The sequence below is a fragment of the Thermoplasma sp. Kam2015 genome, from assembly GCF_003205235.1.
Taxonomy (GTDB): Archaea; Thermoplasmatota; Thermoplasmata; order Thermoplasmatales; family Thermoplasmataceae; genus Thermoplasma.
In genome coordinates, this window is sequence record NZ_QJSM01000036.1 from 1 (window position 1) to 24,911 (window position 24,911).

The 24,911-nt window shown below is 44.5% G+C and carries 29 protein-coding genes; 10 read left to right on the forward strand and 19 right to left on the reverse strand.

Translation table 11 applies throughout. From position 1 onward, the window contains the following. The first annotated feature begins 220 nt into the window (after positions 1-220). From DMB44_RS07250 to prpB, 4 genes are all read left to right on the forward strand, one after another. The gene (locus DMB44_RS07250) at positions 221-529 is read left to right on the forward strand and encodes a twin-arginine translocase TatA/TatE family subunit (protein ID WP_110642290.1); all 309 of its coding nucleotides are present in this window, start codon (positions 221-223) and stop codon (positions 527-529) included. Positions 530-533: 4 nt separating this feature from the next. Continuing rightward, positions 534-1,334 (forward strand): Sec-independent protein translocase TatC, encoded by an 801-nt coding sequence (gene tatC, locus DMB44_RS07255; RefSeq protein ID WP_237265355.1) that lies wholly within the window; start codon positions 534-536, stop codon positions 1,332-1,334. A gap of 606 nt (positions 1,335-1,940) precedes the next feature. Further along, complete coding sequence (locus DMB44_RS07260; protein ID WP_110642294.1) at positions 1,941-3,260, forward strand: MmgE/PrpD family protein; 1,320 nt, start codon at positions 1,941-1,943, stop codon at positions 3,258-3,260. Beyond that, the gene (prpB, locus tag DMB44_RS07265; RefSeq protein WP_110642296.1) at positions 3,247-4,131 is read left to right on the forward strand and encodes a methylisocitrate lyase; all 885 of its coding nucleotides are present in this window, start codon (positions 3,247-3,249) and stop codon (positions 4,129-4,131) included. Before DMB44_RS07260 ends, prpB begins: the two co-directional genes overlap by 14 nt. Before the next feature lie 3 nt (positions 4,132-4,134). Here the strand turns inward: prpB and DMB44_RS07270 are convergent, their stop codons facing one another. Further along, the gene (locus tag DMB44_RS07270; protein ID WP_110642511.1) at positions 4,135-5,748 is read right to left on the reverse strand and encodes a cytochrome bc complex cytochrome b subunit; all 1,614 of its coding nucleotides are present in this window, start codon (positions 5,746-5,748) and stop codon (positions 4,135-4,137) included. A 10-nt stretch (positions 5,749-5,758) separates the two neighbouring features. Continuing rightward, a complete protein-coding gene (locus DMB44_RS07275; RefSeq protein ID WP_110642298.1) occupies positions 5,759-6,487 on the reverse strand; it encodes a Rieske 2Fe-2S domain-containing protein in 729 nt (242 codons plus the stop codon). Positions 6,488-6,712: 225 nt separating this feature from the next. On the opposite strand from DMB44_RS07275, the gene DMB44_RS07280 reads away from it, so the two are divergent. Continuing rightward, on the forward strand, positions 6,713-7,300 hold the full coding sequence (locus tag DMB44_RS07280; protein ID WP_110642300.1) for a YceI family protein: 588 nt from the start codon (positions 6,713-6,715) through the stop codon (positions 7,298-7,300). Here the strand turns inward: DMB44_RS07280 and DMB44_RS07285 are convergent. Beyond that, positions 7,230-7,859: a helix-turn-helix domain-containing protein gene (locus tag DMB44_RS07285; protein ID WP_237265356.1), complete on the reverse strand. Its 630-nt coding sequence runs from the start codon at positions 7,857-7,859 to the stop codon at positions 7,230-7,232. The two genes, DMB44_RS07280 and DMB44_RS07285, sit on opposite strands and share 71 nt — an antisense overlap. 55 nt (positions 7,860-7,914) lie before the next feature. On the opposite strand from DMB44_RS07285, the gene DMB44_RS07290 reads away from it, so the two are divergent. Continuing rightward, entirely contained in the window at positions 7,915-8,574 is a 660-nt protein-coding gene (locus DMB44_RS07290; RefSeq protein WP_110642302.1) for an enoyl-CoA hydratase/isomerase family protein, read from the forward strand. A 20-nt stretch (positions 8,575-8,594) separates the two neighbouring features. Here the strand turns inward: DMB44_RS07290 and DMB44_RS07295 are convergent, their stop codons facing one another. The 4 genes from DMB44_RS07295 to DMB44_RS07310 all read right to left on the reverse strand — a co-directional run bounded on the left by DMB44_RS07295 (position 8,595) and on the right by DMB44_RS07310 (position 13,738). After that, complete coding sequence (locus tag DMB44_RS07295; RefSeq protein ID WP_110642304.1) at positions 8,595-10,517, reverse strand: 4Fe-4S binding protein; 1,923 nt, start codon at positions 10,515-10,517, stop codon at positions 8,595-8,597. Further along, positions 10,501-11,706 (reverse strand): hypothetical protein, encoded by a 1,206-nt coding sequence (locus tag DMB44_RS07300; RefSeq protein WP_153280193.1) that lies wholly within the window; start codon positions 11,704-11,706, stop codon positions 10,501-10,503. The genes DMB44_RS07295 and DMB44_RS07300 overlap by 17 nt, the downstream gene beginning before the upstream one ends. A 260-nt stretch (positions 11,707-11,966) precedes the next feature. Beyond that, positions 11,967-12,677, reverse strand: a complete 711-nt coding sequence (locus tag DMB44_RS07305; RefSeq protein WP_110642308.1) for a hypothetical protein — start codon at positions 12,675-12,677, stop codon at positions 11,967-11,969. A gap of 161 nt (positions 12,678-12,838) precedes the next feature. Beyond that, entirely contained in the window at positions 12,839-13,738 is a 900-nt protein-coding gene (locus tag DMB44_RS07310) for an EF-Tu/IF-2/RF-3 family GTPase (RefSeq protein WP_110642310.1), read from the reverse strand. A gap of 94 nt (positions 13,739-13,832) precedes the next feature. Here DMB44_RS07310 and DMB44_RS07315 point away from each other — a divergent pair, with 94 nt between their 5' ends. Then, complete coding sequence (locus tag DMB44_RS07315) at positions 13,833-14,291, forward strand: DUF1940 domain-containing protein (RefSeq protein ID WP_110642312.1); 459 nt, start codon at positions 13,833-13,835, stop codon at positions 14,289-14,291. A gap of 126 nt (positions 14,292-14,417) precedes the next feature. Here the strand turns inward: DMB44_RS07315 and DMB44_RS07320 are convergent, their stop codons facing one another. Continuing rightward, positions 14,418-15,251 (reverse strand): SDR family oxidoreductase, encoded by an 834-nt coding sequence (locus tag DMB44_RS07320; RefSeq protein WP_237265357.1) that lies wholly within the window; start codon positions 15,249-15,251, stop codon positions 14,418-14,420. A 153-nt stretch (positions 15,252-15,404) separates the two neighbouring features. Here DMB44_RS07320 and DMB44_RS07325 point away from each other — a divergent pair, with 153 nt between their 5' ends. Genes DMB44_RS07325 through purF form a run of 3 tightly spaced genes read left to right on the forward strand, consistent with a single transcriptional unit; the run spans position 15,405 to position 17,189 of the window. Continuing rightward, positions 15,405-15,656, forward strand: a complete 252-nt coding sequence (locus DMB44_RS07325; protein ID WP_110642316.1) for an LSM domain-containing protein — start codon at positions 15,405-15,407, stop codon at positions 15,654-15,656. Further along, positions 15,653-15,817, forward strand: a complete 165-nt coding sequence (locus DMB44_RS07330) for a 50S ribosomal protein L37e (protein ID WP_010901648.1) — start codon at positions 15,653-15,655, stop codon at positions 15,815-15,817. Before DMB44_RS07325 ends, DMB44_RS07330 begins: the two co-directional genes overlap by 4 nt. Next, the gene (gene purF, locus DMB44_RS07335) at positions 15,765-17,189 is read left to right on the forward strand and encodes an amidophosphoribosyltransferase (protein WP_110642318.1); all 1,425 of its coding nucleotides are present in this window, start codon (positions 15,765-15,767) and stop codon (positions 17,187-17,189) included. The genes DMB44_RS07330 and purF overlap by 53 nt, the downstream gene beginning before the upstream one ends. Before the next feature lie 2 nt (positions 17,190-17,191). Here the strand turns inward: purF and DMB44_RS07340 are convergent, their stop codons facing one another. Genes DMB44_RS07340 through DMB44_RS07390 form a run of 11 tightly spaced genes read right to left on the reverse strand, consistent with a single transcriptional unit; the run spans position 17,192 to position 24,909 of the window. Continuing rightward, entirely contained in the window at positions 17,192-17,764 is a 573-nt protein-coding gene (locus tag DMB44_RS07340) for an NOP5/NOP56 family protein (RefSeq protein WP_237265358.1), read from the reverse strand. After that, positions 17,724-18,827, reverse strand: coding sequence for an RNA-guided pseudouridylation complex pseudouridine synthase subunit Cbf5 (locus DMB44_RS07345; protein WP_237265359.1), 1,104 nt, complete (start codon positions 18,825-18,827; stop codon positions 17,724-17,726). Before DMB44_RS07345 ends, DMB44_RS07340 begins: the two co-directional genes overlap by 41 nt. Positions 18,828-18,868: 41 nt before the next feature. Continuing rightward, on the reverse strand, positions 18,869-19,432 hold the full coding sequence (gene cmk / locus DMB44_RS07350) for a (d)CMP kinase (protein WP_110642320.1): 564 nt from the start codon (positions 19,430-19,432) through the stop codon (positions 18,869-18,871). Between the two features lie 12 nt (positions 19,433-19,444). Continuing rightward, positions 19,445-20,134, reverse strand: a complete 690-nt coding sequence (locus DMB44_RS07355) for a DUF106 domain-containing protein (protein WP_237265360.1) — start codon at positions 20,132-20,134, stop codon at positions 19,445-19,447. Continuing rightward, positions 20,127-20,678 (reverse strand): adenylate kinase, encoded by a 552-nt coding sequence (locus DMB44_RS07360; protein WP_110642322.1) that lies wholly within the window; start codon positions 20,676-20,678, stop codon positions 20,127-20,129. Before DMB44_RS07360 ends, DMB44_RS07355 begins: the two co-directional genes overlap by 8 nt. Further along, positions 20,679-22,439 (reverse strand): preprotein translocase subunit SecY, encoded by a 1,761-nt coding sequence (secY, locus tag DMB44_RS07365; RefSeq protein WP_110642324.1) that lies wholly within the window; start codon positions 22,437-22,439, stop codon positions 20,679-20,681. Then, positions 22,420-22,854 (reverse strand): uL15m family ribosomal protein, encoded by a 435-nt coding sequence (locus DMB44_RS07370; protein WP_110642326.1) that lies wholly within the window; start codon positions 22,852-22,854, stop codon positions 22,420-22,422. Before DMB44_RS07370 ends, secY begins: the two co-directional genes overlap by 20 nt. Next, positions 22,835-23,332 (reverse strand): 50S ribosomal protein L30, encoded by a 498-nt coding sequence (locus tag DMB44_RS07375; protein ID WP_110642328.1) that lies wholly within the window; start codon positions 23,330-23,332, stop codon positions 22,835-22,837. The genes DMB44_RS07370 and DMB44_RS07375 overlap by 20 nt, the downstream gene beginning before the upstream one ends. Next, the gene (locus DMB44_RS07380; RefSeq protein WP_110642330.1) at positions 23,310-23,975 is read right to left on the reverse strand and encodes a 30S ribosomal protein S5; all 666 of its coding nucleotides are present in this window, start codon (positions 23,973-23,975) and stop codon (positions 23,310-23,312) included. Before DMB44_RS07380 ends, DMB44_RS07375 begins: the two co-directional genes overlap by 23 nt. Beyond that, positions 23,972-24,454, reverse strand: coding sequence for a 50S ribosomal protein L18 (locus DMB44_RS07385; RefSeq protein WP_110642331.1), 483 nt, complete (start codon positions 24,452-24,454; stop codon positions 23,972-23,974). The genes DMB44_RS07380 and DMB44_RS07385 overlap by 4 nt, the downstream gene beginning before the upstream one ends. 5 nt (positions 24,455-24,459) lie before the next feature. After that, positions 24,460-24,909: a 50S ribosomal protein L19e gene (locus DMB44_RS07390; protein ID WP_110642333.1), complete on the reverse strand. Its 450-nt coding sequence runs from the start codon at positions 24,907-24,909 to the stop codon at positions 24,460-24,462. Between the last annotated feature and the right edge of the window lie 2 nt (positions 24,910-24,911).

Consider the following 24,911-nt stretch of genomic DNA (forward strand, 5'->3'; position numbering starts at 1 on the left):
TTGACCTGTGCTAACTACATTTATACAATAGTATAAATATTTTTAGTAATTTCATATTATTTGGTACCGGTCAATTTTTAACATTTATAATATAATAGATATTTGAGACATAACGATAGAAAATTCGATCTCTACCGATCTTTAAGTAAAAGTACGCTATTGACACCTATCCTTTTAGAGACAAAGATTAAATATGGTAAATTATTGATTGATCGATTATATGCTTGATTCAGCCATTGAATGGTTAATAGTCATCGTTGCGATTCTAGTTCTTTTTGGAAGTGCAAAGAAGGTTCCAGAACTGGCAAAGAATATAGGCAGAGCTACAGGAGAATTCAAGAGGGGCCAGATGGAGGTCGAAGAAGAGATAAGAAAGGCCATGTACTCCAAAACACCATCAGCCCAGTCTAATCCAGCCAATGGGGTAGATTACATCGCCGTGGCAAAAACCATGGGTATAGATACTGAGGGCAAGAGCACAGAGGAGCTCAAGGCAGAGATACAGGAAAAACTCCAGCATGCCCAGTGAATTGTTGGATATAATACAGAAAAACATCGACGAGTTGCGAGTTAGAGCTGTACGAGCCCTTATAGCCTTTTTCGTTTTTTTCCTCATATTCTTTACGTTTAAGGTGGAATATTATCGCATCCTAGGCATGCGAATTCCACTCCTTTATCCTGATCCATACGATAATGCGGGAGCACAGTTTCTGAAACTTTCTGAATATCATGTTCTTCCCAAGAACGTTGAACTCATTGCACTTAAGCCAACTGACGCAATGGTGGCCGATATTTACAGCGTCATGTTTCTAGCCCTGCTGTTCAGCATGCCCTTTATAGTCATAGAGATTGGGAAATTTGTAGCACCTGGTCTCAAGAGGAGGGAGCTGCAGGCCATCAAGAGTCTTGGGATACCGGCCGCCATTCTGTTCGCAATTGGAAGCTTATTCGGCTTCTGGTACGTGTTTCCTGTATTGTTCAGGATCTTTTTCTATTTTGATTTCGCCGTTGGATCCTCTCCAACGATGGGTATTGCAAATTATACCTCATTCTTCTTCATGTATATTGCCTCATTCGGTCTATCCTTTGAGATGCCCGTGATAATGGTGGGCCTGACCAAATTGAAGATCGTCCCGGCCAGTTTCTGGCTCAGAAACTGGAGATATGCAGTTGTGGGATCCCTCATTTTCGGCCTGATATTTTCTCCTGGAGTGCTAGGTGTAAGCATGATGATAATGGCGCTTCCGATGATGGCCCTCTATGTTCTTGGCGCTTTTATAGCAAAGCGGGTAGAGAAGAGTGATGAAGGCGTGTATTCCGTTGCTGCTGATTGAATGCTGTGATGCAATTTTAGAACTCCGCCTGAATTCCTGAAGAATCCGTACAGTGTCAGCCGTTCTAGAACTCAAGTATCATAATTTCACAGCGGTGAGCTACTTCTCAGCTGAATCTTCGATTTCTCCTTTCATCGAAGAGACCTCTGCCATTCCGGACATCCGTACAAGCCATATATCTCTATAACCACAGGCGTGTATTCGGTTCGCACCGATCCTACTAAAGGATCGCCCACTTGGTTTTGGTGGAGGATACAAAAATATAGAAAGACAATTTATAGATCCTTCTATCTATTTGGGGAGGCCCATGCATCTACTGTATGAGGGATAGATTTATAGCTTCTCCCAAACCCATAACTCCTCTTTAAAACATATCAGTGATCATGACACTCCCATTGAACGCACATTTCCCAGATCTAAGTTTCCAGCCTTAATCCGGATGCCAGACGATCTTTGATAAATATCATGGTCTGAATTACGATTATGCCTAACCATAAGACGATGGTACGTTTCGAATTTGCTATTTCTAGTGACCCAACTTCTTGAAAATTTATGAATATCATCTGGCCTCCCAACCCATTTATAATTGCACGCTATAACCATATCATGGATTCCGTGGTCAAGCAGATAAAGGACTATGCAGATAGCGTTTCCTATTCCAGGATACCCAAAGAAGAGGTAGAGGCACTGAAGATGAGAATTGCAGATTCCATAATAACGGCCTATACGGCCAGAAATTCGCCGCCTGTGAATATTCTCATTGACGTGCTCGGAGACGTCAGGTCAAAGGTTAACACGCCAGTTTATTTCAAGAAAAGGGATGTATTTTCTCCGTACGCGGTGATGATCAACGGATGTATGACAAGATACATGGATTACAATGATACCTATCTGTCAAAGGAGGCCCTCCACCCTTCAGATAATGTGCCGCCAATACTTGCTGCTTCCCATATTGCTGAGACTGACGGAAGTGAGATAATAAGGGGCCTGAAGATAGCATATGATGTGGTGTGTTCTCTTGCTGATGCCGTATCCATAAGAGATCGGGGCTGGGATCATGTCAATTACGATTCCATATCATCCTCTGCCGGGATATCGGCCATACTGGATCTTGATGATGATAAGTTCGAAAATGCTGTTTCACTTGGCATAATAAACAACGTGAGCATGAGGCAGACAAGGGCAGGAAAGCTGAGCATGTGGAAGGGCTGCACCGTGGCCTATCAGACCATGTCCTCGCTTATGGCAGCTTTGAACGCCAGATCCGGCCTGACCGGCCCATCAGATATATTCGATGGTGAGATGGGATTCAAAAGACAGGTATCAGGTCCATTCGATCTCAGTATATCATCACATGTGCTTAAGACGATGATCAAGAACTATCCTGTGGAATACCATGCCATGAGTGCCGCACAGGCTGCATCAGAATTGAGGAAACAGGTGAAGGGCAGGATAAAGACCATAAATGTTGACACCTTCAAAGTCGCCCACACCATCATAGTTAAGGATCCGGAGAAGCTGAGACCGGAGAATAAGGAAACCGCTGATCACAGCATGCCCTACATAATCGCCTATACCCTTCTCTACGGTGAACCTGATGTAAATTCCTATGATGCAAGGTATCTGAAGGACGAAAAAATTTTGAACCTGATAGACAGGATGAAGTTTAATGTCTCTGAAAAATTCAATGCCATGTATCCGGAGTACTTACCTGTCAGAATAGAGATAGAGGATGATGACGGCAGAAAGGAGCTTGAGATAGATGTCCCAAAGGGTCACTTCAAAGATCCATACACATGGGAAGATGTGATGAAAAAGGCGGATCGCGTTGACAAGAATCTTGTGGCTCTCGTCAATGATCTGAAAAACTTGGAGAAGATGGATTCTAAGGAAATATTCGAGGTGATCAACAGTGTCAAGGCTTAAGGATAACGTCAATGGCGGTCCCTCGGAGCTGAGAGGGTTGCTTAAGAGAGATATCGTTGTTGCTCCTGGAGTGTTCAGCGGCATATCCGCAATAGTTGCAGAAAGGGCTGGATTCAGAGCGGCCTACCTTTCGGGATCAGGAGTTGCGGGCACGATGGGACTGCCGGATCTTTCAGTTACAACTCTTCCGGAGGTTGCAGCAGAGACCTACCGGGTAACCACCGTCACGCGAATGCCACTCATAGTCGATGTTGACACAGGCTTTGGGGAAACTGTCAACGTAATGCGCACAGTCCGCATGTTAGAGGATGCCGGTGCGGCTGCGATACACATAGAAGACCAGGAACAGCCAAAGAAATGCGGCCATCTAAACGGAAAACGTGTTATCGATCGCGATGACATGGTCCGTAAGATAAGAGCTGCAGTTTCCACGAGAAAAAATGACGATTTCATGATAATAGCCAGAACCGATGCCAGATCGATAAACGGGATCGAAGACGCCATAGATCGAGCCAATGCCTATCTTGAGGCCGGGGCAGATGCAATATTCACCGAAGCGCTGGAGAGCAGAGAAGAATTTGTTGAGATGAGAAAAAAGGTCAAAGGCAACCTGATGGCCAATATGACTGAAGACGGAAAGTCTCCGCTTCTCTCAGTAGCTGATCTGAAGGAGATAGGATACAATATCGTCATATTCCCTCTGACCGCTTTCCGCGGCATGCTCAAAGCCATAGATTCTATCTACAAAGACCTTATGAAAGACGGTACGCAGAGAAATTTCCTTGACAGAATAATGCGAAGATCAGAATTTTATGATCTCATAGGCTACTATGATTATGAGAAAGAGGATAACGTTTTCTATAAAATATAAATTTTATTCATTATATGTTATTTTTCTGTAAATTTTTGTTATAGATCCGAGTGATATCATTATTATTCCTATCGCAAGTGAGTAGAAGGCTTCGTCAGTTATCGATGTCGGATTCATTATGGATACTATGGTCGCCAGAAACAGAGAGAAGAAGCCTAGAACAGCCGCAATGGCTATATAGAAGTATCTGTTAGTCTCAGTCTTCTTGACGCTTGATGTGAAGTATCCTGCAGATTTCATAAGTATAAGCAGTATGAGCACTATCAAAACCGCCAGAAATATTGATGCCTCCAGATATATTCCTCCATCTCCTCTGAAGTATCCTGGAAGTATTACGCCCAGCTCGAAAGCGAAGAAGCCTATTATTGGTGCTGATCCTATGACAGCTATATGGTTGTAGTTTATCTTTCCCATTCTGAAGTATTTCGCTACGACCCAGGTGATCGGTAAAACAACCAATAGGGGTATTACAAAGAATAGAACCGCATCTCCAGTTGGTATCTGTATTCCAGGTGTCAATGCTCCCCAAACGGAAAGACCGATCAGGTAAAAGATACCCGTTACTGCCAAGCCTGTAAATATTGGTCTGTCCGACAGCTTCAGCGAGAACGTATTATCTATGTAGGGTAGAATCATAAGATACACCAATGGGAAACCAGCAAATATGACGGTTGCCCAGAACGGACCTATACCCTGCGCAAACTGGAAATCCAGCTCTTTGTACATGAAGAGCAGGAACCATGGCGGATAGGCAGGCACAGACGATGCTGCTGGATTTCCTGGAGCCACCTGTGGAAATGGAGAGAATAAGGTCGGAACTCCCGGCAAAAGTGCGGCAAGGGCTGGAAGGATGAATATGGCCGCAAATGAAAAGAATCCAAGTTCAACCATGTACACCATATTGTATGGGTACCAGGGTTTGTAATCTGGCTTCTCTTTGTCGATCGCCGGTGCCATGTAATTGGTCTCGCTTCTCTTTGGCATTATGGTCCTTGCTTCAGCCAGGAAAAAGTGTGCAGCAACAACCACAGCAATGAGGCCGGCAAACAGAATATGCCATGCAAGCAGGCGGTGGAAGAGAGAGACCTGTGTACCGTTTCCAAATATGATCTCCATTATGTAATTTCCTATAACTGGAAATCCCTGTGCTATACCCCTGCCAACATCAGTCGCATCCGCAGAAAGGACATCGCCGCTCAGCGAATATCCGAAATATCCTACACCAAGCGTGAGCAACAGCAGCAGGATTCCAGAGAGAAACTGATCCCGTCTTGGTCTCTTATAAGCTCCTACAAACAGATTCCTCAGCAGATGCACATAGAGCAGAGCTATCATTATGTAAGCGCCGTAGAGGTGCGTTGTGAGAATTATTTCGCCATATGGAACTGTGTGCAGAAAATTCTCTGTGCTCGTATACGCATTTGAAGGTTCATAATAGAAAAGCATTATGAGCCCGGTGATCACCTCATAGATGAAGGCAAACATCGTGAGAGCGCCCGTCCAGAACCAAACTCCACCCTTCTTGCGCATGTAATCTGGTACGCGTCTTGGCAAAGGTTCCGGATTATTTATTATGTTAACGATCTTTTCATAATCCTCTGGTTTCTTTTCTTGCAATTGAAACACCTCATGTAGAAGGTACTCCTTCATTCACAACATCGGTACTTGTTCCAGATATTGCGGTTCCCCCTGAGAGGTCGCTGCTGTGACCGTAAATAGTGGGGCCCACCATGGATACAGCCTTATAGGTGTCACTGGATGCATCATATGAGAGCACAACACTTGGAAGAGGATGAGTAGTAGGACCGGTGACGACAGAAAAACCGTTCAGAGGATCATATGTGCTCCCGTGGCAATTGCAGTGTACGAGGCCATGGTTAGAGGATCCAGATATGCTGGTATTAGGTATAGATGTGCCTGGCGGATAGTAGTGGATCTCTGGTGGTACGCAGCCGAGATGCTGGCATATTGCGCTTGAAGCTACGACGGATTTGTATGGACCTACACCTCCCGGCGAGGTATACGTCTGCCCCGTAGCGGGTATCTTTACGGTGACTGGCTTTATCGCCACGTCCTGGCCGTTTGCATTGCCGAGCCTGAGCAGAAAATTTGGTTCATTCTGCAACGGATAGTTGAATACCACTATATCTGGCGAATTCACAGTCAGATCGCTTGTTTTTACGGGCTGTCCTGTCTTGCTATCGACCAGAGTCAACGTGGGGAACGTGGATGACGTTACCTCCTGTGGTGGTATGATGTTTTGAATGAGGCTTCTCAGAGAAAGTCCAGCCACAGCTGCTATGGAAATTATACCCATTGCTTTTATAAAATTCCTGCGCCCTGGATCATCAACCACTTCCTTATCCTGATTATTATTGCATTTCTTATCTTTAGGGGTATCTACCGTGTTATAACACCTCCAGATTCATAATAATGCCTGATTGTTTCTTCTAGGCAAGCTGGTAAAATAAACACTTAACCTAACTATTCAGGTTAATATTCCCATGAATACCAGACGATCATCTCTTAATACCTAACACTTAAGATTAATGCCTTTTATGTCATTACGTATTGAAAATATATGGAATCCCGGACATGCAATTATGTTCTTAGCTTAGAAAGATCTCAGATAAATTTCACGATCACACACCTTGTCCTGTCAAAGGTGTCCGGGCAATTCCGGAATTTCTCGGGCTGCCTATCTTTGAACGATGAGGAGTTTGTGGATAGAGCTTTGCTCAGGATCGATGTCTCCAGCGTTCAGACGGGAAACAGTGTTAGGGACAGGAACCTGATGAAGAAGGGCTATTTCAACACCTCAGAATACAGATATATAGAAGCCGAAGCCAGAGAAGTAGATCTAAAGCAGCTCCCAAGCAAACCCGTCAACTTCAACATCAGGATAAAGGAGATTGAAGAGATCGTGCCCTTAAATGTTCTTATCATATCGGTCAACAGGGAAAAGATAGAACTCAGAATAACCGGAAAAATAAGAACTCAGGATTTTGGGCTGAGATGGCAATCTCCACTTAAGCCGGGATTGATGATAGGATCTGAGGCAAATCTTAGCATCTTCCTTTCATTCTTCAGAGGGGAGATCATCCCAGAGAATCTCGGAAATACTCCATCACTATCTTCTTCAACCCGCGCCTCATCACATCGGAGATAGAGGAGGTTTTTATTCCGAAGCTCTTGGCCAGATCCTTCATGGAGATCTGCCTATCGATATCAAAATATCCAAGCTTAAGGGCGCTCATTATAACCTCCCTTTCTCTGGGCGTGAGATCATTCTTTGAGTACTCGTTCGTCGTGATAACAACAGCGTTCAGCTCTTCATCCTTCAATTTTTTGAGCGCCCGATTGAATTCGGCTTTTGTAGGGGCGATTATCCTGTATCTGACCTTATCAAAACCTATGGATTTTCCACCCATCACCATCAGATTAAACGATTCAAGGATGCGGCAGGACGAACAGCTTTTTCCCTCAGCCCATATGGAATCTTTGCCGCTCAGGTTTGCCTTCAGGACATAACCAGGATATTTTTTTATCTCATTGAAGAGCGTACGTCGATCTATAGACGGCTTTACTAGGTGTATCGTTGTGTTTTCGCCTATGCGAAGCCTCTCTATCACAGCTTTGGGATCCCTATCCAGGACAAGATTCGTGACCCAGCAGTCTTCCCTCTCCACTTCTATAATAGCTTCTATCGATGGACTGTTTGCTTTCAATCTAACATGTTAGGCATCCATCAAATATAAGTATTGCTATTAGGAATCAGATAAGATGAATGATATCAGGGTGAGAGGATATAAGAGTATTTCATTCTGGCAGGAGGAAGGAATCGGTCTGATCGTTATCAGAAGCGACACGAAGGGGAATTTTGATTTAAACACGCTTGATGAGATGATCGCAGCCTTTGGCATAGCAGCCATGGATGAGAGCGTGCATTCAGTAGCGCTGACTGGTATGAATAACATATTTGCCAAAAAGCTTTTGATCAGCAGCATCACCAATAGTGAAATTTACAGGATGATGCAGTCCTCTTCGTCACTCATCTCGATGATCTATTCCTTTCAGAAACCAGTTTTCGCCATACTTAATGGAGACGCTGTGGATGAAGGCTATGAGATTGCGCTTCTTGCCGATAGAATAATAGCTGCAGACGATATAAAGGTCGGATTCGATCAGGGTTACGAATTCAAGATAGGAGGTTCTTTCACTTCACTAAGGATGAAGAAGACAGAAATATCAGGACCATTGGAAGGTATAAATGTTGACACCGTGCTGAGACACGAAAATCTTCTTGAAACCTCAAAGGAGATCATCAAGAAGGATCATGATACAAATTACTCCATAAGAAGGAGACAGAGATATCACGACATAACTGAACTCATAAATCTAGAGAAGCTGTACTATTATGAAAATTACCTCAGCAGATCCTGAAATATCAACATGAAAAAATTCTACTTTTTCCTGAATTTCTTTATGAAGTCATGCATGGCATTTCTTACATCATAAAAGTAGATGTTATCGTATGGGCATGCGAGTACGCACGATCCTGAACCAACACACTTAGAACTCTTGAAATAGCCCTGCTTTATGAACTGCCCGGCCAGATCCCCAGCTCCAACTTCGCATGCAGTGACGCAGGCCTTCGTTTCGCATCTGACGCACTGGGATGGATCATGTACCTTGAGCCTGAAAAATCCAATTTTACTGAAAAACCCAACGAATGTTCCTGTGGTGCACCAGCCGTATCTCCTGCATGGACTCATGCCCACAATTGGTATGCTCATGAAGAATACGTACCACAAGACGTTCCATACAGCCACTGAATAAAGAATTGCTGGGTCCACTCCAAACAGATCGAAGTTATGCGAACCTGTGCTTGAGAGATATGAGAGATAAGCTGCTATGAGTATCAATATCCATGAAGATCCGATGACGGGGTACAGCGACTCCTTGAACTTGCTGCCTATATGTTTCCTGCTGGCGGGAGCAGAATAATTGTACTTTATCATGGCCTGTCCTAGCGTACCGCCATACATGACCGCAGAAGGACATAGGGTGCTGCAGTAGCTCCTTCTTCCAAACAAAAGCGCAAGAACAGCATAGAGCGCGTAGCTGCCTATGAGAGCGGCCAGCATGTCAGGATATACTGGACCAAGACTGCCAATATTGCCCCAGAGTGGGATTGTCTCATAATATTTGGGATCGACAAAATTAGGAAAATAAACGGTGTACAGAGCATACGCTATCAGTGCGAATGTCAAATTCCATCTCTTCTCTCTCCATCTTAGCCTGCCGATGCGTACGATGACCAGTGAAGCCATTTCGATTCCCATTATTATTAGAAATACGTATGAATTTGTAACAGAACCGAAGATGAGTATAACGTTGAATATAGACTGAATTATGCTGGAACCGGTGCCAGTGCCGAATGAGTTCAGGAATGCCGGAACACCATGAACCCCTCCAAGGATGGAGTCAAGAGCAGCTGAAATGAACCACTCGGCAACGAACGAGAACAAAAGCACATAGAACATATGGTATCTGTTGTTGGACCAGCCAATGCTGCCTTTGCTTTTATCCGGGGCAAAGAGATAATGGAAATAGAATGCCATCTGCGCAAGCATTGAAATGCCGAAAATAATCAGGAAAATGTGGGAATTCAATATAAGGGACAGAAACAGGCCTAAGGATGAAAACGCCATGAGCCCGAAAAAGATCGTTATGATAGTGATTCTGAAATGATTCATCGTATCGAATTTCAGGGCGATGAATTCGAAGAGTATGGCCATGAATACGACCATGATAATGGCGATATACGCTGTTCCGTAAATGGGAAAGATTCTGCCAGGCAGTATGAATGGATTGAACATGCCTGAAAACGCGATGCCAGAAAAGATTATCCTCTTGATCCGATCCATTTCAAGGAAAATTATGGAAAGGATCATCTCTATCTCCATGGACAGAACGAATAGATAACTGCTTATGGCGTGGGAAAGAACATAGAAGGATCCGTATCCGGAGAGATTCGGGTACGTTACGATCATAAGAAAGTACGCCATAAGAACCTCGTTAGCGATCAGAAGAGTTATGAATGCGGGGTATCTTGTGAGAGTTATGGTGGAATATCTTTTAGAATAGGCCCATACGGCTGCGACCCCCATGATGACCATGGGTGAATCAACAGCTGCGGAGGCTGTTAAGAATGTCATCGGCCACTGATAATATATGGTGAGGCCAGCGAACATGGAAAGCATCATTGCTTCCAGGAATATTTCGAGTACACCGCTTGTGGTCTTCTTCGCCATCCTATAGAACAGATAGAAGAAGAAGAGAGACATCGAAAGCTCTATGCCCAGATCAATCAGGATGTTCATGGGCGATCACCTGTTTTGCAATAAAAGCATCGGATCCAGCGAAGCTGTTGAGTGAAAGATGCGTTGTATACCACATCAGCGGAAGCATGAAGATCCATAGTGCAAGACTGAACCATACCTGATCAAGTATGGGCATGAATTTCCATATGTGTATCTCAAGGATCGCTGACATATAGAAGATAATCAGAGGTATAACGTTGAAAATTACGGTGACATATTCCAAATATGTGTACTTCATTCTATCCGGCATAACATGATAGCCTGATCCTATTGCGATACCGGACAGATATCCAGTGATCATCATGAGTGCATAATAAGCCGGAACAGAGTACGCTTTGTATGTTAATGAAGGTAGAAACCATACATATGAAAGGGCGAGCCCTGATAGAGACAGCATCGAACCAACCAGCCGAGAGCGGAAACTGAAATCAATAAAGTCCAGAACCATTAGAACGAAGATGAAGCCTGAGAGAACCATGGCCATGCCACCCATAAAGAAAAATATGAAATTCTTCTCCAGCCCGAGTGAAACTAAGTATTCAAGAATGACTGGAAGTAACACTGAGCCAGCAACCAGCATCAGTGTGTGAATATATGATCCTCTGTTTGGAACCACAAAAAATTTCCTTATGCGTCTTCCTGATTTGTAGTATCTGGACACAAAGATGTAGGTGAGTATGAGAAGGGTAAGACTCAGAAACAGAACGGGGATAAGTATCACATCTATTATCAGCGCGGCAACAGCCGGTAGAAGCGATATGAAGCTCTCACACTGGCAGCTGAAGGCACTTGTCAGGCCAGAAAGTGCCGATCCAATGGTGTTGCCGTGCCGAGAGGAGTACGATATTATCTGGTAATAGTTTTCGGATACGAGCGAGGCCACCGCAAAGAAAACGATCTCTATGAATGGACTTATGAGTATGTCCAGATTCTGGGATAGTATGAACACTCCGTCTATATCAAGACCAAGTGGTATCATACCGAGGCCCTTAAAAACGCTGACATCCGATTCAATTATCACTGGAGCCTGAGTCGGCAACGGTATAGATATCAGGCCACCAAGGTAGATCATGAATATAATTGTACCTATGAATGCCGGTAGCCTGATCAGAATGCCCTTAGAATCATCGAGCATCTTCCAGTATGAGACGGCTGCAGGCACGGCCGAAAGCAACAAAATCCAGAACATAGGGTATCCGTAAAAAGAGAAAAGTATTACAAACAGAAAGAACATGTAAAAGGTTTCTGTATATATGCCTATGGAATTGAAAAATTTTGATAGAGCTTCTGTGGATAGAAAAAGGAACGCCGGTATAAAGAGGATCAGAAATGAAAGATAAAGCGAATCGCTCGTTATGAAAATATACCTATTGTAGAATATGGCGAATGCCAGAAAAAATAATAATATAGAGGATAATTGAAATATAAAAATTGATCTATTTTGCATGCTTAATCGACTACCACGGTACCGGTCATCCAGCCAACTGTGGTCATGGCCCCGCTCCAGCCTCCGTTAACAGCTGAGAGGCCACACGGGACATAACACTGCCACGTGTATGTGCCGGTGTTGTTGAGGTAGAGGTATGCCAGTGTTGTGGTACCACCAAATGTTGGTATGTTAACGATGACTTGACCACTGTTGAGTATGGTGAATGTGTGCGTTATATTGTATCCTCCTGATGCATTTCCATACCAGTTTACCTGACTTATCACAACTGGCTTAAGCAGGCTGGTGTTGTTGTCTTTGTAGCTCGCAAGTGAAGTCGTGGTATTGTACTGATATTCAACTCCGCCCACCGTACCTATAACTTTGGTGAAGATCGTTGTGTTTGAGGTGCTAGTGTTTCCGATATTCGGGGTAGGACCAGAATCGTAATCTATTATTGTGAGTACTATCTCCCTGTGAGCCGGCAACACTATGTTTGCAGCAGATTCAAGCGAATTGTTGGCTGCCAGTATGAAGTAGGAGGGTTGATTGTGTTCATAGGTTTTGTTATAGACATAGGGATTGGATGGCGTTATCACCATCGTAAGATAGTACGGGCCTGTTGATGGAACCGAAACTGGATGGCTTGTTGTGTAGGAATAGGCAACGCCTATGCCTATACCACCTATCACGACTACCGCTGTTACCAATGCATAGAATACCTTATCATCCATCTGTTATCGTTATTAAAATTATGATTCGCTATTTAACCGTGAAAGCTAACATTTTAGGTTAATGCTGTAAAGAGACCATCTATGAGAGAATTAAGAAAAAGTCAGAATAACGGGCATTATGCCCACCACATAGGTAAAAGTAGAAGATCATAGATCATGGATTATCTTCTGATCTTGCTGTATCCCACGACACGCGGAAAGCCGTTCTGATCGGCAAGTATAAGCGAATCCTTTATGATCGGTATCTTCAATCTTGTGGTGTAAGAATCTCCTTCCGCATTGCATTTGACAAAATTCATCAGATCTGATATGTAAGGATCAGAGAGTGTATCCTTCCCCTTTAGTGATTTGTGAAATACAACATTGTCTTCAACCTGATTGGTGTATTCAAAGGGCTTATCTGAGAGGAACATCCCCCTTGACAGTTCCTCGACCTCGACGTTCTTCAGGGCAAGGCCTACCCTGGTGCCTGCCTCGGCTTCTTCGAAATCAACATCGTTGACCTGTATTGATCTTATCTGAACTTGCCTGTTTATCTCTGACAGATAGAGATCCTGATGCTTTTTTATCTTTCCGGATAGAACAAAGCCAAGAACAACAGTGCCAACGCTCTTAACCTTGAAGTAGTGATCGATGACCACCAGGGATCCCTGATCACTTCTTTCTATGTTTATGGCCTTTATCTTATCTATTATCTCCATGGGCCTGCCAGAAAAGAACTCCGGCTGAAGCTGAGTATCCTTCAGGAGCTTCCTTATGGTGTTCTGCTTATCCTCCTGTGCAACTATTATACCTCTTCTCTTGCCGAACAGATCAAGAGCGATGACCGTCTCCGCAAAGTACTTGTCCAGATTGTCCCCGTTGATGATAAAGATGTCCGTTGGGTATATGGAATCGGTTAGTGAGGAGATCTTATCTGGATATTTTATCGGTTCTATGAACGTCATGACTCCGTCCTCTTCCTTTCGATTGTAAAGTCTTATATCGCTCTCCGTCCCCTTCTTTGAGATCTCACGGAGTATATCCTCAACACCATAGGCAAATACGTTGAAATGATACATATAACCCCTATGCCATATGTTTAGATTAAAATATCCATTTACTTCAGAAGCTAAGAAATATTTTAATTTATATTGGAAATCAAACTGCGAAAATATGGAGATCAAGAGATATTGCCCTGTCACAGATTCTGAATTGCCTGTAGATCACGTTTACTTCAAATTCAGAAGCGAAATAGAGGCTGCTGAAGCATTCCTTGGTCTAGCCATATCTGAGGGGATCAAGGTAACGGAGACCAGAGAAATACTGGATATGGTGGATACCATATACAATTCGCTTGCAGATCCGGAATCAAGGCTCAATGACTTCCAGGAGAAGAGGCTGAATTTCACCGATGAGGACTGGTATGATCTCAAGGAAAAGGCAAACAATGGAAACAAGTGGTCAATGTACATGTTCCTAGCCAGAAGATCCATAGACAGTGCTGTATACTGGCTCTGCAAACTAAAAGAATCGAATGAATTCAGAGACATCGTAAAAGACGATGTCATATCAAAACTAATGAAGGCTGGCTTCGTCATTCTGAGAGAATCGCTTGGGGACGTAAGGCTTTGATTCAATTCCATGTTCAGAACTTAAATTAGATTCTAAGAAACAAAAATGAAGTGAAAATACACGTATATTCTCAATGGTCTCAAAAATGGATCTGATTATTCATCAAATTATGCGGCCAATGATCGATCATGTGGTATGTGCTACTGATATCCCGCGCAGGAAATCAAGGTAGGACAACGGATCCTTGACGTACCTATCGAGTATGTTCGTTTCCCTGTAATAGTCCTGAAAGAGCAGGTGCGCTTCATACTCTGAGAACAGACCTGTTTCAATTACAGACGATATAGATTTTTCCAACTTGGTCTCTCCTATCTCCTTCTTTCCATTCATCTTTCTGATGTAGTTTAGTATCTTCAATAGCGGCAGATTATCGTTACTGCATATATCGTAAACACCTTCACGCTTCAGGATGGAATTTACAACCGTAACCACGTCGTCAACATACACTGGTGCTAAGTTGCCTTCCTGTGAAAGATGACTGACCTTATCCGATAATTTCCTGAATCTGTCGGTGAAATGATCCCCTTCGCCAAAGAGAAATGACAGCCTTATCACAAGACCGTTCTTCAAAACGCGCGTATTATCTTCGACAAGCCTCTTCGTTCTGAAGAATTCAAGAGGATACGATGGCTGGTTTATTATTGAAAATGAAACAACCTTCTGATCAGTATTGTTCGCCTTAACAGCGTTGACGACATTCTTAATTCCTCCAAGCAGGACTTCGCGATTTCTCTTCTCATCTGCATTCCAGTCTTCCACGGCAAACATTGCTATGTCAGCATCTTTCACAGCCTCGGCGACCTTGGCATAATCCGTGACGTCGCCCTTGATCCATACCGCATTCTCCCTGGTGATGGAATTGCCCTTATCAAGCGAGAAGTATGCTATCTCATCAGCATCCAGTTTATTAACCAGATGACTACCAAGAAATCCAGAACCACCGAATACTATTATCTTCACATTCTTGTATTTTTTTAACCTATTAAAAACTGACGTAGCCATCTTAGGTTAAAGCGCTTGCACTTTTGCACAATGCATGAGAATATATGGCGATTGGTGAAGCCAGAAACGAATAACGTTATATATAAACTAACAATTCAATGCCGAATTGCAATGCCTAAGACACCAACGAATGTTAAACCAATGGATGTATTGAAATCAGCGCTTTCCAGGAACGTATTAATAGATGTTAAAGGAAATAGAGAATACTCAGGGATACTTGATGGATACGATGTCTATATGAACATCGTTCTTCTCAATGCCAGTGAGATCATAAATGGCGAAAACAAGGGTGTGTACGATCGTGTTCTGGTCAGAGGCGACAACGTAATATTCGTCTCTCCTTCAAAAGGTGATGGTTCATGAGCAATGGAACAGCCGTAATGGGTAAGATAAATAATAAGAAAACGCACATAAGATGCAGAAGGTGTGGTCACCACACGTATAATGTAAGAACCAAGAGGTGCTCTCACTGTGGATTCCCTGCCCCAAGGATCAGATCCTATAGATGGGCAAAAGCCAAGTGAAGACTGTGCAGTTGTTGGGTTCAAGGGCAGGATAAATGCCTATGATCCCATAATAACTGCGCTTCGTACATTGCAGCATAGAGGTCAGGAATCCGCCGGTATGGCAGTTTTTGATGGAAAGAGAACTGTACTTAAAAAAGGTCGAGGTTTAGTAACCGATGTTTTCAATCCTTCAATGGATAACATTCAGGGCAAGGTGGGTGTTGGCCACACAAGATATTCGACCGCAGGTTCCAAGGATGTGACAGACGCCGGTCCATTTGTGATAAACTCCCAGGTTGGGTTCATCTCATTATCTCACAATGGAGAGATAGTCAATGCGGAAGAGCTCAAAGATGAGATGAAAAGGGAAGGTGTCAATTTCCAGAGTGATTCTGATACAGAAGTTCTCCTAGCAGAACTGTCAAGAAACATATCAAAATACGGACTGAAGCAGGGCTTCGAGGTATCAATGAACACGCTGCGAGGCGCCTACGCGTGCGCAGTTGGAATAAACGACAGACTCTTTGCCATGCGAGATCCCAATGGAATAAGGCCCCTTGTCATAGGAAAGAACTCCGACGGCTACATAATTGCCAGTGAGAGCTGCGCGATCGACGCTCTTGAGGGTACGCTGATAAGAAATGTTGAACCTGGAGAGGTTGTAGAGCTCACCGAAGATGGCCCGAAGACAATAGCGCTGCATAGCGGAGAGAAAAGAGCGCACTGTATGTTCGAATATGTCTATTTCTCGAGGCCAGACAGTACCATAGACGGAATAAATGTGTACATGGCCAGAGTGAAGATGGGGATGATGCTTGCTGAGGAAAGCCCGGTGCAGGCCGATCTCGTAATTCCTGTTCCAGATTCTGGAAGATCACAGGCCATAGGCTATTCCATGCAGTCAGGCATCCCTTATGCTGAGGGCCTTATGAAGAACAGGTACTCCGAGAGGACGTTCATAATGCCGACGCAAAGCGACAGAAAGTCCGCTGTCAGGTTGAAGCTGAATCCTGTGAGAGAGGTCATAAGCGGAAAGAAGGTTGTGCTGGTTGATGACAGCATAGTGAGGGGCAACACCATGCGGTTCATAGTCAGCCTGATGAGGAAGTATGGCGCCAGAGAGGTTCATGTTCGCATAGGTTCACCTCACATCGTTGCGCCTTGCTATTTCGGAGTTGATATGAAGACAAAGGATCAGTTCATAGCTCGCGGAAAGACTGACGAGGAAATAAACAGGGAGATAGGAGCAGATTCCTTGGCATTCCTCTCAATCGATGGACTGAAAAAAGCCATAGGTTTGGATGAAAACCATCTCTGCCTTGGATGCTTAACAGGCATATATCCAATAGATATCTCAAAGAAGATAGCAGAAAAGATCACGCAGTATTAGATTCATTTCTTCGCCTTTTTTATCTCATCCTCGATCTTCTCGCGTATCGATTTTGTGTCTATCCGTGTTCCAAGCAGATCCGATCTAGCAGCTATAGCAACCTTATTGGCTATGATCCTTGCTATCTTTCCCCTCGCCTTAGGATTTATGGCAGACAGGCCTGGAAATTTGAATATAACACCATACTTTGGATTCTTCCTCCCATGGCCGAGGGCTTGAAACAGTGCCTTCTCTGCTCCAAGCATCTGTATGGAACTGCTCGGCATAAAGGCAAGACGCCTCAGACCGCGTGATCTCTCAAGAAGATCCATCGCCAACTTGGGACCCACAAGATCCGTCGTATTAGGCATGATCTCCCTTATTCTCAACCTGATGCTGTCATCGATCTGGGATCTGAAATCGCAGAGATCCGATCCCTTCCTGAATATGGTGGATATATCATCGATCGATGATCCGTTCCTGAAGAACTGGCAGGGATCTCCAGATGTGTTTATCCGGTATGGTATCGAGAATGGAAGACACTTCTCATAATATTTATTTATCATCTCGTCCAGAGCGTTTCTTATAGAAGCCACCTTTATCAGTGCCTGGTCTGGGGTGAACTCTTCCCTTATCCTTTCCTTTCCATACTCTATCAGCAGCCTTCTCAGATCTGGCTTCTCCCCTGTCCCGTTCAGTTCTGGTATTTTTCCCTCTCTCAGTTCTTTGAATATCCTTATGTAATCCTGATCCAGATCTTTGAACAGCCTCTTCCCGCTGCCGTACCACATTATTCTTTCCATCGTCAGCCTCCAGAAATATATGATCGAAATCCACTACTTTCATAAAGATGTTGTCAGAGCTACACATCGCTATGCCGGTTCCAACCAGATCGTTGTCCTCGGAGATGACAGCCACACGATCTCCCTTTCTGAATTTTCCATTGATTATCTTTATGCCACCAGCATACAGATCTGAACCATGCGCTATATTCTTCATCGCGCTCCTCTTGACCACTATCTTGGGATGATCCCTGAAGGCATAGGTCATATCCAGAATATGATCGCGTAGGGCCGCGTCTTCGCCGTTCCTGGCAAGATCGACCATGGCCGATAGATCCTGCAGGGTTATGCATTTGTCCTCTGTGAAAGGTCCTGTGGATATTCTGCGCAGATCGACCATCTGTCCTCCTTTGCCCGAAACATACCCTATGTCGGTGCACAGAGTACGTATATAGGTCCCAGACTCGCATTTGACGTGAAAGAGTACTATCTTCTCCTTCTTTTCAAGCAGATCAAGGGAGTATATCGTCTTCACCCTCAGATTTCTCGCAACCGCGCTTCGGACGGGTGGAAGCTGGTATATCTTACCAGTAAATTTTCTGAAATAGTATTTTACCTCATCTTCGGTTATGTCCTCATAGAAACGCATCACGCCCACATACTCCTTTGGGCTTTCATGCACCACATCCACAAGCCGTACTGCTTTTCCTATGGCCATGGTCAGTACACCGGTGACATTTGGATCCAGCGTTCCTATATGGGCAACCTTCTCTATTCCCATCAGATCCCTAACCCAGTAATCAACCTGATGACTGGTTGGCCCCTGTGGCTTATCGATAACTATGAAACCATTGATCTTGGAAAAGTCCAAAGACATCGCCTGCTTATCATACCTACGTATTTAAGTTAGAATGATGATCAGCTTAACCTTGGAGTAAATATCTCCTTCCTTGACATCTCATCTATCCTATTTGCTATATGAACGGCTATTTCATTAGGCTTCATAAATTCGGTGTTCACCACTATATCGTATATCGATAGATCGTCTATGTCTATACCGTATAGTTTCCTGTATCTCTCCTTCTCCGATCTTTCCCGCTTATCCATGAGGCTTCTGGCACTGTCTATATCTATATTTTCTCTCCCGGCAAAGCGTACAAGCCTTGTATAATAGGTAGCATAGAGAAATACCCTGAACGCTGTTATACCGTTCATATATGATATCCAGCCTGCCAGACGCCCCTCCACAATTATGTTATCGTTCTGCATCATGAGGGCTTTCTGAGTCTCATCTGTATAGTAATCCGCCTCAGGATGCGTTTCTGAATAAATATTGAAGTCCTCTATGCTCATGCCCATCTTCTTTGCAGTTTCTCTGAAAAATGTTCCCGATGAGTATACAGTATAACCGGTTATCTTTGAGAGCTCCTTGCTCACAGTTGATTTTCCGCTGCCTATCTTTCCGGCAATTGTTATCCTCATCTACGTCACTGATCAATCTACCGTTTTTGATGGGGCCATTCTGCTTAACTTTCTGAGCTTGAAGCTGAAGTCCACATACTTCATGACCATGGTCACAAAGTATGAAACGACAAGCTCGGTCAGGAAATACATGAATATCCAGTATGGCATTATCCAGAAATGCGCTGTAGTTATGTTTATGTTGAAGTCCCAGGGAAAGGCAACGTAGTTGTAGGGAAGGTTTCCTACAAAAACGAAAAGCCAGGCATAGAACAGGATCGTCACAACACTGATGACCATGAGGGGCTTCATGGTGTTCATTGAGAGCTGATACTGATCCATGGACATCTGCATCCTCATGCTGTTCAGCTTGTTTATCTTCTTCATATCACGCTCTCTGTAAGCCTCCCTTATGGCATCGTTGAATGCCTTCATAGTGTTCTGCATCTTGCCCATCTTAACCCAGTCAGTGAAGAAATACCTGGGTATGGATAGAATTATACCTATTATCACGCCGGTGAGTATGATCGTAAGAACTGGATATCTGTAACCGAAGCCGATTGAGGGGATGAGTGCAAAATTTAACAGTTTTCCGACAGCATCCCTGGATGAAGGCGTTATAACCAGAAACAGCGAGCCGAGCATGACGACCATGTAAATCATCTGGAAGGTCATCATCTTCTTCATCGCTTCCTGCTGTTCCTTAGGATACTGTTCAGTCAACTGCTATCACCTTTATTATATCCTGAGCTGCTTTATCTGGTTTTCCTTCTTCGTTAGTGATTATCTTTACGGTAGCTCCGCTGAAGATGGAATATGCTGCAGCAAATGCCCTGTTGATCTCCTGATGCTCCCTTATGCTCTCCAGAGAGTCTTCGTCCCTGGATCTCGTTGGATCGTTCTGTCTTCTCTTAAGGATCAGATCTGGGGGTGCCTCAATTATGATATACACGGATGCATTTATCTCTCTAAGCACCCATTCTGGTAATCCTGGTAGATATCCGAATGGCGTTTTGATGGACATATGTGTGTCAACTATTACGTCATTCATCTTGCCTATCTCAGTACCAGCATTCTTTTGCAGGTCTATCTGAATTTCCCTCGATAGCTTGCGCATCTGATCCCTGTTCTCGACCAGGCCTCTCTTTTTTGCCAGCTCAAACATGAGGGTGCCGTAATTCACTATCTTTATCCCGGTTTGCTTGCTCACTATGTCCAGCACAGTGGTCTTACCAACCCCTGCCACACCAGTAATTACTGATCGCATTTAACCACCAACGAAGAACTGCCTTATCACAGGATGCATCTCCATGAGTTGCTCCCTGCCCATAGCCTCATAGAACTGTATGATTATACCAACTGCCAGAAGCAAGCCCGTACCGCTCGTGTCGCCCACAGTACCTATCAAGTTAGCTCCAGCTGCCAGCAGTCCAACCACCGCACCGCTGAATATGGTTATAGCGGGTATGTATTTTTTGAGGACACGCTCCATAACCCTTGGATCCCTTCTGAACCCAGGTATCTGCATACCGCTGGCCTGTATCTGCTTCGCTACCGAAGAGGCGCCCATATTGGTTGTTTCGATCCAGAATATGGCAAACAATACGCTGAAGCCAACCATGAAGGCTGTGAACACTATTATGTGTATTGCCTCCTGCAGAGGGGTGTGCCCAAGCAGAATATTCTGATATCCTGACGGCTGAAGAATTGGAAACAGCCAGTCGGATAGGCCGTTAGGCGAGAAGAGATAGTATGCAAGCCCACCCGTTGGGGTTGTTGCCGATATATTCAGCGCAGTGGCCTGCGCAGTTGTAGGATAGGAACCTAGCAACGGATTGTGACCAAGTATTGGCACCTTGCTCAGTACCGGGCTGCTCCAGAACAGCAGGGTCCACATTGATACGTTGGCCAGGAGTGCTGTAGCAAGTATCACCGGTATATTCGACGCATAGAGAAGCTGAAGTGGGTATCTTCCTCTTGCTCCCCTGACCCTCTCATGCGATATCGGAAGTTCGATCTTGCTGCTCTGGAAATAGGCCACTAGGAAGAATATCAGCAGCGTGCCCAGAACAGCTATCATTGGGTTCGGAGGTGAGAACAGGATCTGCACTACGCCGTTTGTAAGCAGATAAGATGAGGATGAATGCATTATTATGTAGAACATCTTTGGAAAAGCACCGGCTGGTGGATTGGTGAGAGAGTATGTAAGAGCGTTGTTAAGTGCCTGCCAGTTGAACGCGCCGATGAATAGCTGCTCTGAAACGTCAGCGGCTATGAAGAGCGATATACCAGATCCTATCCCGTATTTGGAAACGACCTCATCCATGAGGAATACAAGGTATGAACCGAAGAAGAGCTGAAGTATGATTATGGTCTGAGCAAGAAACTCACCATATCCCGGGAACACGGCGTTTATTGAGTTCACTACCTTTGTGTCAGGAACCAGATAACCAAATGCCTGCGGGATGGCCTCTACGAAGATCATTATTATTACAAGGAGTTTCTGTACGCCCTGATATATGGCCTTATCCTCGGCATTCTGAAGATCAAGATTGAATATCTTAGCTCCCACGAAAAGCTGCATCACTATGCTTGCGGTAACTATCGGGCCAATACCTAGATCCATCAGAGAACCAGAAGCTCCGGCAAATATCTCTCTGAATGATGCAAAGACGTCTATAGTCTGTGCTGTGTTCAAACCGTATATGTATATATTGCTCAACGCAAAGTATAGGACAACTATGAGCGCTGTCCATGCCATCTTATATTTGAACTCTACATGGCCCTTGGCCTTCTTGACCGCAGGTAGCTTTGCGGTGAGGTCTTCCAGCCCATATAACTTGCTCTTCTTTGGGCCGGTATAGCTTGCAACCAGATACGTTATATAGAAGAGTGGTGCTATTATAAATCCAGCTATTGCAAGCTTGATGTACCCCAGATGACCGAAGTACCAGAATGCGACCATTATGATCGCATATACGACTATGAGGGGGAAAACAACTGAGTTATTACGCTGAGCTTCCGTCATTTTCGATCTTCGAACCTATAGCTGAAAGCTTACTTATTGCTTTTTCGGTTGCCTTGTCAATGATGATCGTTGACTTGACCGTGAAATTGCCGTTACCAAGCAATTTATCGTAACCTGCGGACTTAAGATCGACTATCACTTCGCCATTTTCTTCCCTGACGAAACCGTCTCTCTTAAGACTCTCGTACATGTATTCTATGTCACCAAGGTTGATTGGTACCTCTACCTGAGATATGTGATGGCTAGTGAAACCCTTTCCTCCAAAGTGAAGTGGATCGTATTTCACCATCCATATCCATTTATGCTTTCCCATACCTGCGTTTCCGCTTCCTCCCTTCTTTCCCTTTCCACGACCTGCCTTGAATCCGCGTCCGTAATGGCCGCCACGGAGCTTCTTAGTTCTCTCTCTTACCATTCAGATCCACCCCTGATACTATCATCTTTCTGATCAACCTGTTGATATCGGATCCCCTGTATCCAGAAGACCCACCACTTCTGTATGACTTCCTTATGGCCTCATATCCACCCTTTGGTGGATTCAATCTGATGACAGGGACAGCATCCGCTATATCGGATGGCTTTACCTTCCCATCTATGAGCGCCTGTGCCAGATCCCTGTAGGATGCAAATCCAGTCTTCTCTTTAAGTTCCTCTTCCGTGAGATGTCTGCGCCCTTTAAAGAGAAGTCTGTTCTTCAGCAGAATCTCTAGCGTATCAACGTCTATCTCGCCCCATGTAACGTAATCCTTGACCTTCTGAAGCATACCCTTGACCACCTCATCCTCATTCAGCAGGACAAGGTGATTTATCCGGTTAAGCCGCATCAGATGCGCAGTATCGGCAATATCCTGCTTTATTCCAGTTCTGCCTCTAATCCTTATGGCCGCTAACATTTATAACACTCCCCGAATATATAGGTGTCGACAATACAATGCCAGGATTGATTCTGACCTTTGACGTTTCCTTCAGCGCGTTATATACCGCTAGAGCATAATTCACCGTTGTCTTGGTGTGACCGGACGCGAACCCCCATGCGTCCTCTATGCCTGCGATGCTGAGTATAGTTCTTGCAACATCGCCAACCGCAAGCCCGACGCCTCTCGGAGCAGGTTTCAGCGTTATCCTGACGGATCCTGATTTGCCCTGAACCAGAAATGGCAAGGTGTGCGCTCTACCGCATCCACATTCCCAGGAACCGCAACCCCTCCTTATCTCCATTATATTGAGCTTCGCATTGATCAGCGCCTTTCTGATTGCCGGAGCAGCCTCCTTGGACCTTCCTATTCCAAGGCCAACGTATCCATCTCCGTTGCCCACAACAACGGTTATCGAATAAGTCATCCTTCTTCCGGAGTCGGTCATCCTCTGCGCCCTTTTGATATCTATAACCTCATCCTTAAGGTTAGGGAGCAGATAGTCTACTATCTCGTACTCCTTCAGCGGAAGCTTGCTCCTGAGGGCTTCCCCCATGGTCTTTATTTGACCAGATGCCACAAGCTTACCCAGCTGTGTCTTAGGAATCCATTCATCACTCATGCTTTTTCCTCCATTTTCTTGAAGTTCTTAACAACTTCTGACATCTTCAACGGAGACTTGAGGTGCTTTCCATCGATCCTCTTCTTGTCTGGAAAAACGTCCTCTCCATGCGGAACCTCTACGCCTGCGTCTATGAAGCCTTTCAGACAGGCGGAGATCCTTCCACCTTTTCTGAATTTTCTTCTGCCGGTGTCCAGTACAGCTGTCTCAACGCCGTTCTTCTCAGCTTCAATACCAGCTATGTAACCGACCAGGTAGCATACCTGAATATTGTTTCCCCTGAGATCGACACCGTACTTGGCCAGCGATTTGTCTGTAACTGTGAACAGTATTCTGTCTCCAACATCAGAATACTCTGCAAGCTGGGCTATGACACCCTTTCCGGTTATTCGAACTATGAACCTCCTCTCCCTTGATTTGAGTAACTTGAGCCTCTTCGAATAATCTGTAATTCCTGCCTCTTTTCTCTTGAACACCATGGATATCACTCACCAACTAAACCTGCACTTTTAAGATGGGACAGAAGCTGAGATCTGGATCTTATAGATCCGCTCTTTATGAATCTGTAGTACTTCCTGTAGGTTTCTTTTGTTATTTTTCCATCATTCTTGAGGGTTCTGAGTTCATCCCTGAGGGCCCTTATCGTGTCTATCCAGCGCTCCTTGCGTGGATATCTTGCGTACCTCGTTCCCCTGATGGAACCTGGACCTCTTCTCCTGTCCTTGGATAGTTGCTTTATCCTCTTCTTCAGTCTTCCATTGGATATTCCTTTCTTCTGCTTGATCTTTATAACATCCTGCTTCATCAGGGCCATTATATCCTGCCTTGTGGCAGCTTCCATCACTCTGTCAACCTTATTTGTATCGATGTATACCCTGGAAACACCGACACCTTTCATATCGGCCACAATTCTCTTCACACTGTCTGATCTCATGA

What these genes read in the sequence shown, in the direction of transcription:
- DMB44_RS07250 (WP_110642290.1), top strand. Translation starts at nt 221, where the DNA reads ATGCTTGATTCAGCCATTGAATGGTTAATAGTCATCGTTGCGATTCTA.
- DMB44_RS07260 (WP_110642294.1), top strand. Translation starts at nt 1,941, where the DNA reads ATGGATTCCGTGGTCAAGCAGATAAAGGACTATGCAGATAGCGTTTCC.
- DMB44_RS07280 (WP_110642300.1), top strand. Translation starts at nt 6,713, where the DNA reads ATGGAATCCCGGACATGCAATTATGTTCTTAGCTTAGAAAGATCTCAG.
- DMB44_RS07290 (WP_110642302.1), top strand. Translation starts at nt 7,915, where the DNA reads ATGAATGATATCAGGGTGAGAGGATATAAGAGTATTTCATTCTGGCAG.
- DMB44_RS07295 (WP_110642304.1), bottom strand. Translation starts at nt 10,517, where the DNA reads ATGAACATCCTGATTGATCTGGGCATAGAGCTTTCGATGTCTCTCTTC.
- DMB44_RS07300 (WP_153280193.1), bottom strand. Translation starts at nt 11,706, where the DNA reads ATGTTCTGGATTTTGTTGCTTTCGGCCGTGCCTGCAGCCGTCTCATAC.
- DMB44_RS07305 (WP_110642308.1), bottom strand. Translation starts at nt 12,677, where the DNA reads ATGGATGATAAGGTATTCTATGCATTGGTAACAGCGGTAGTCGTGATA.
- DMB44_RS07310 (WP_110642310.1), bottom strand. Translation starts at nt 13,738, where the DNA reads ATGTATCATTTCAACGTATTTGCCTATGGTGTTGAGGATATACTCCGT.
- DMB44_RS07315 (WP_110642312.1), top strand. Translation starts at nt 13,833, where the DNA reads ATGGAGATCAAGAGATATTGCCCTGTCACAGATTCTGAATTGCCTGTA.
- DMB44_RS07325 (WP_110642316.1), top strand. Translation starts at nt 15,405, where the DNA reads ATGCCTAAGACACCAACGAATGTTAAACCAATGGATGTATTGAAATCA.
- DMB44_RS07330 (WP_010901648.1), top strand. Translation starts at nt 15,653, where the DNA reads ATGAGCAATGGAACAGCCGTAATGGGTAAGATAAATAATAAGAAAACG.
- DMB44_RS07345 (WP_237265359.1), bottom strand. Translation starts at nt 18,827, where the DNA reads ATGTCTTTGGACTTTTCCAAGATCAATGGTTTCATAGTTATCGATAAG.
- cmk (WP_110642320.1), bottom strand. Translation starts at nt 19,432, where the DNA reads ATGAGGATAACAATTGCCGGAAAGATAGGCAGCGGAAAATCAACTGTG.
- DMB44_RS07360 (WP_110642322.1), bottom strand. Translation starts at nt 20,678, where the DNA reads ATGCGATCAGTAATTACTGGTGTGGCAGGGGTTGGTAAGACCACTGTG.
- secY (WP_110642324.1), bottom strand. Translation starts at nt 22,439, where the DNA reads ATGACGGAAGCTCAGCGTAATAACTCAGTTGTTTTCCCCCTCATAGTC.
- DMB44_RS07370 (WP_110642326.1), bottom strand. Translation starts at nt 22,854, where the DNA reads ATGGTAAGAGAGAGAACTAAGAAGCTCCGTGGCGGCCATTACGGACGC.
- DMB44_RS07375 (WP_110642328.1), bottom strand. Translation starts at nt 23,332, where the DNA reads ATGTTAGCGGCCATAAGGATTAGAGGCAGAACTGGAATAAAGCAGGAT.
- DMB44_RS07380 (WP_110642330.1), bottom strand. Translation starts at nt 23,975, where the DNA reads ATGAGTGATGAATGGATTCCTAAGACACAGCTGGGTAAGCTTGTGGCA.
- DMB44_RS07385 (WP_110642331.1), bottom strand. Translation starts at nt 24,454, where the DNA reads ATGGTGTTCAAGAGAAAAGAGGCAGGAATTACAGATTATTCGAAGAGG.
- DMB44_RS07390 (WP_110642333.1), bottom strand. Translation starts at nt 24,909, where the DNA reads ATGAGATCAGACAGTGTGAAGAGAATTGTGGCCGATATGAAAGGTGTC.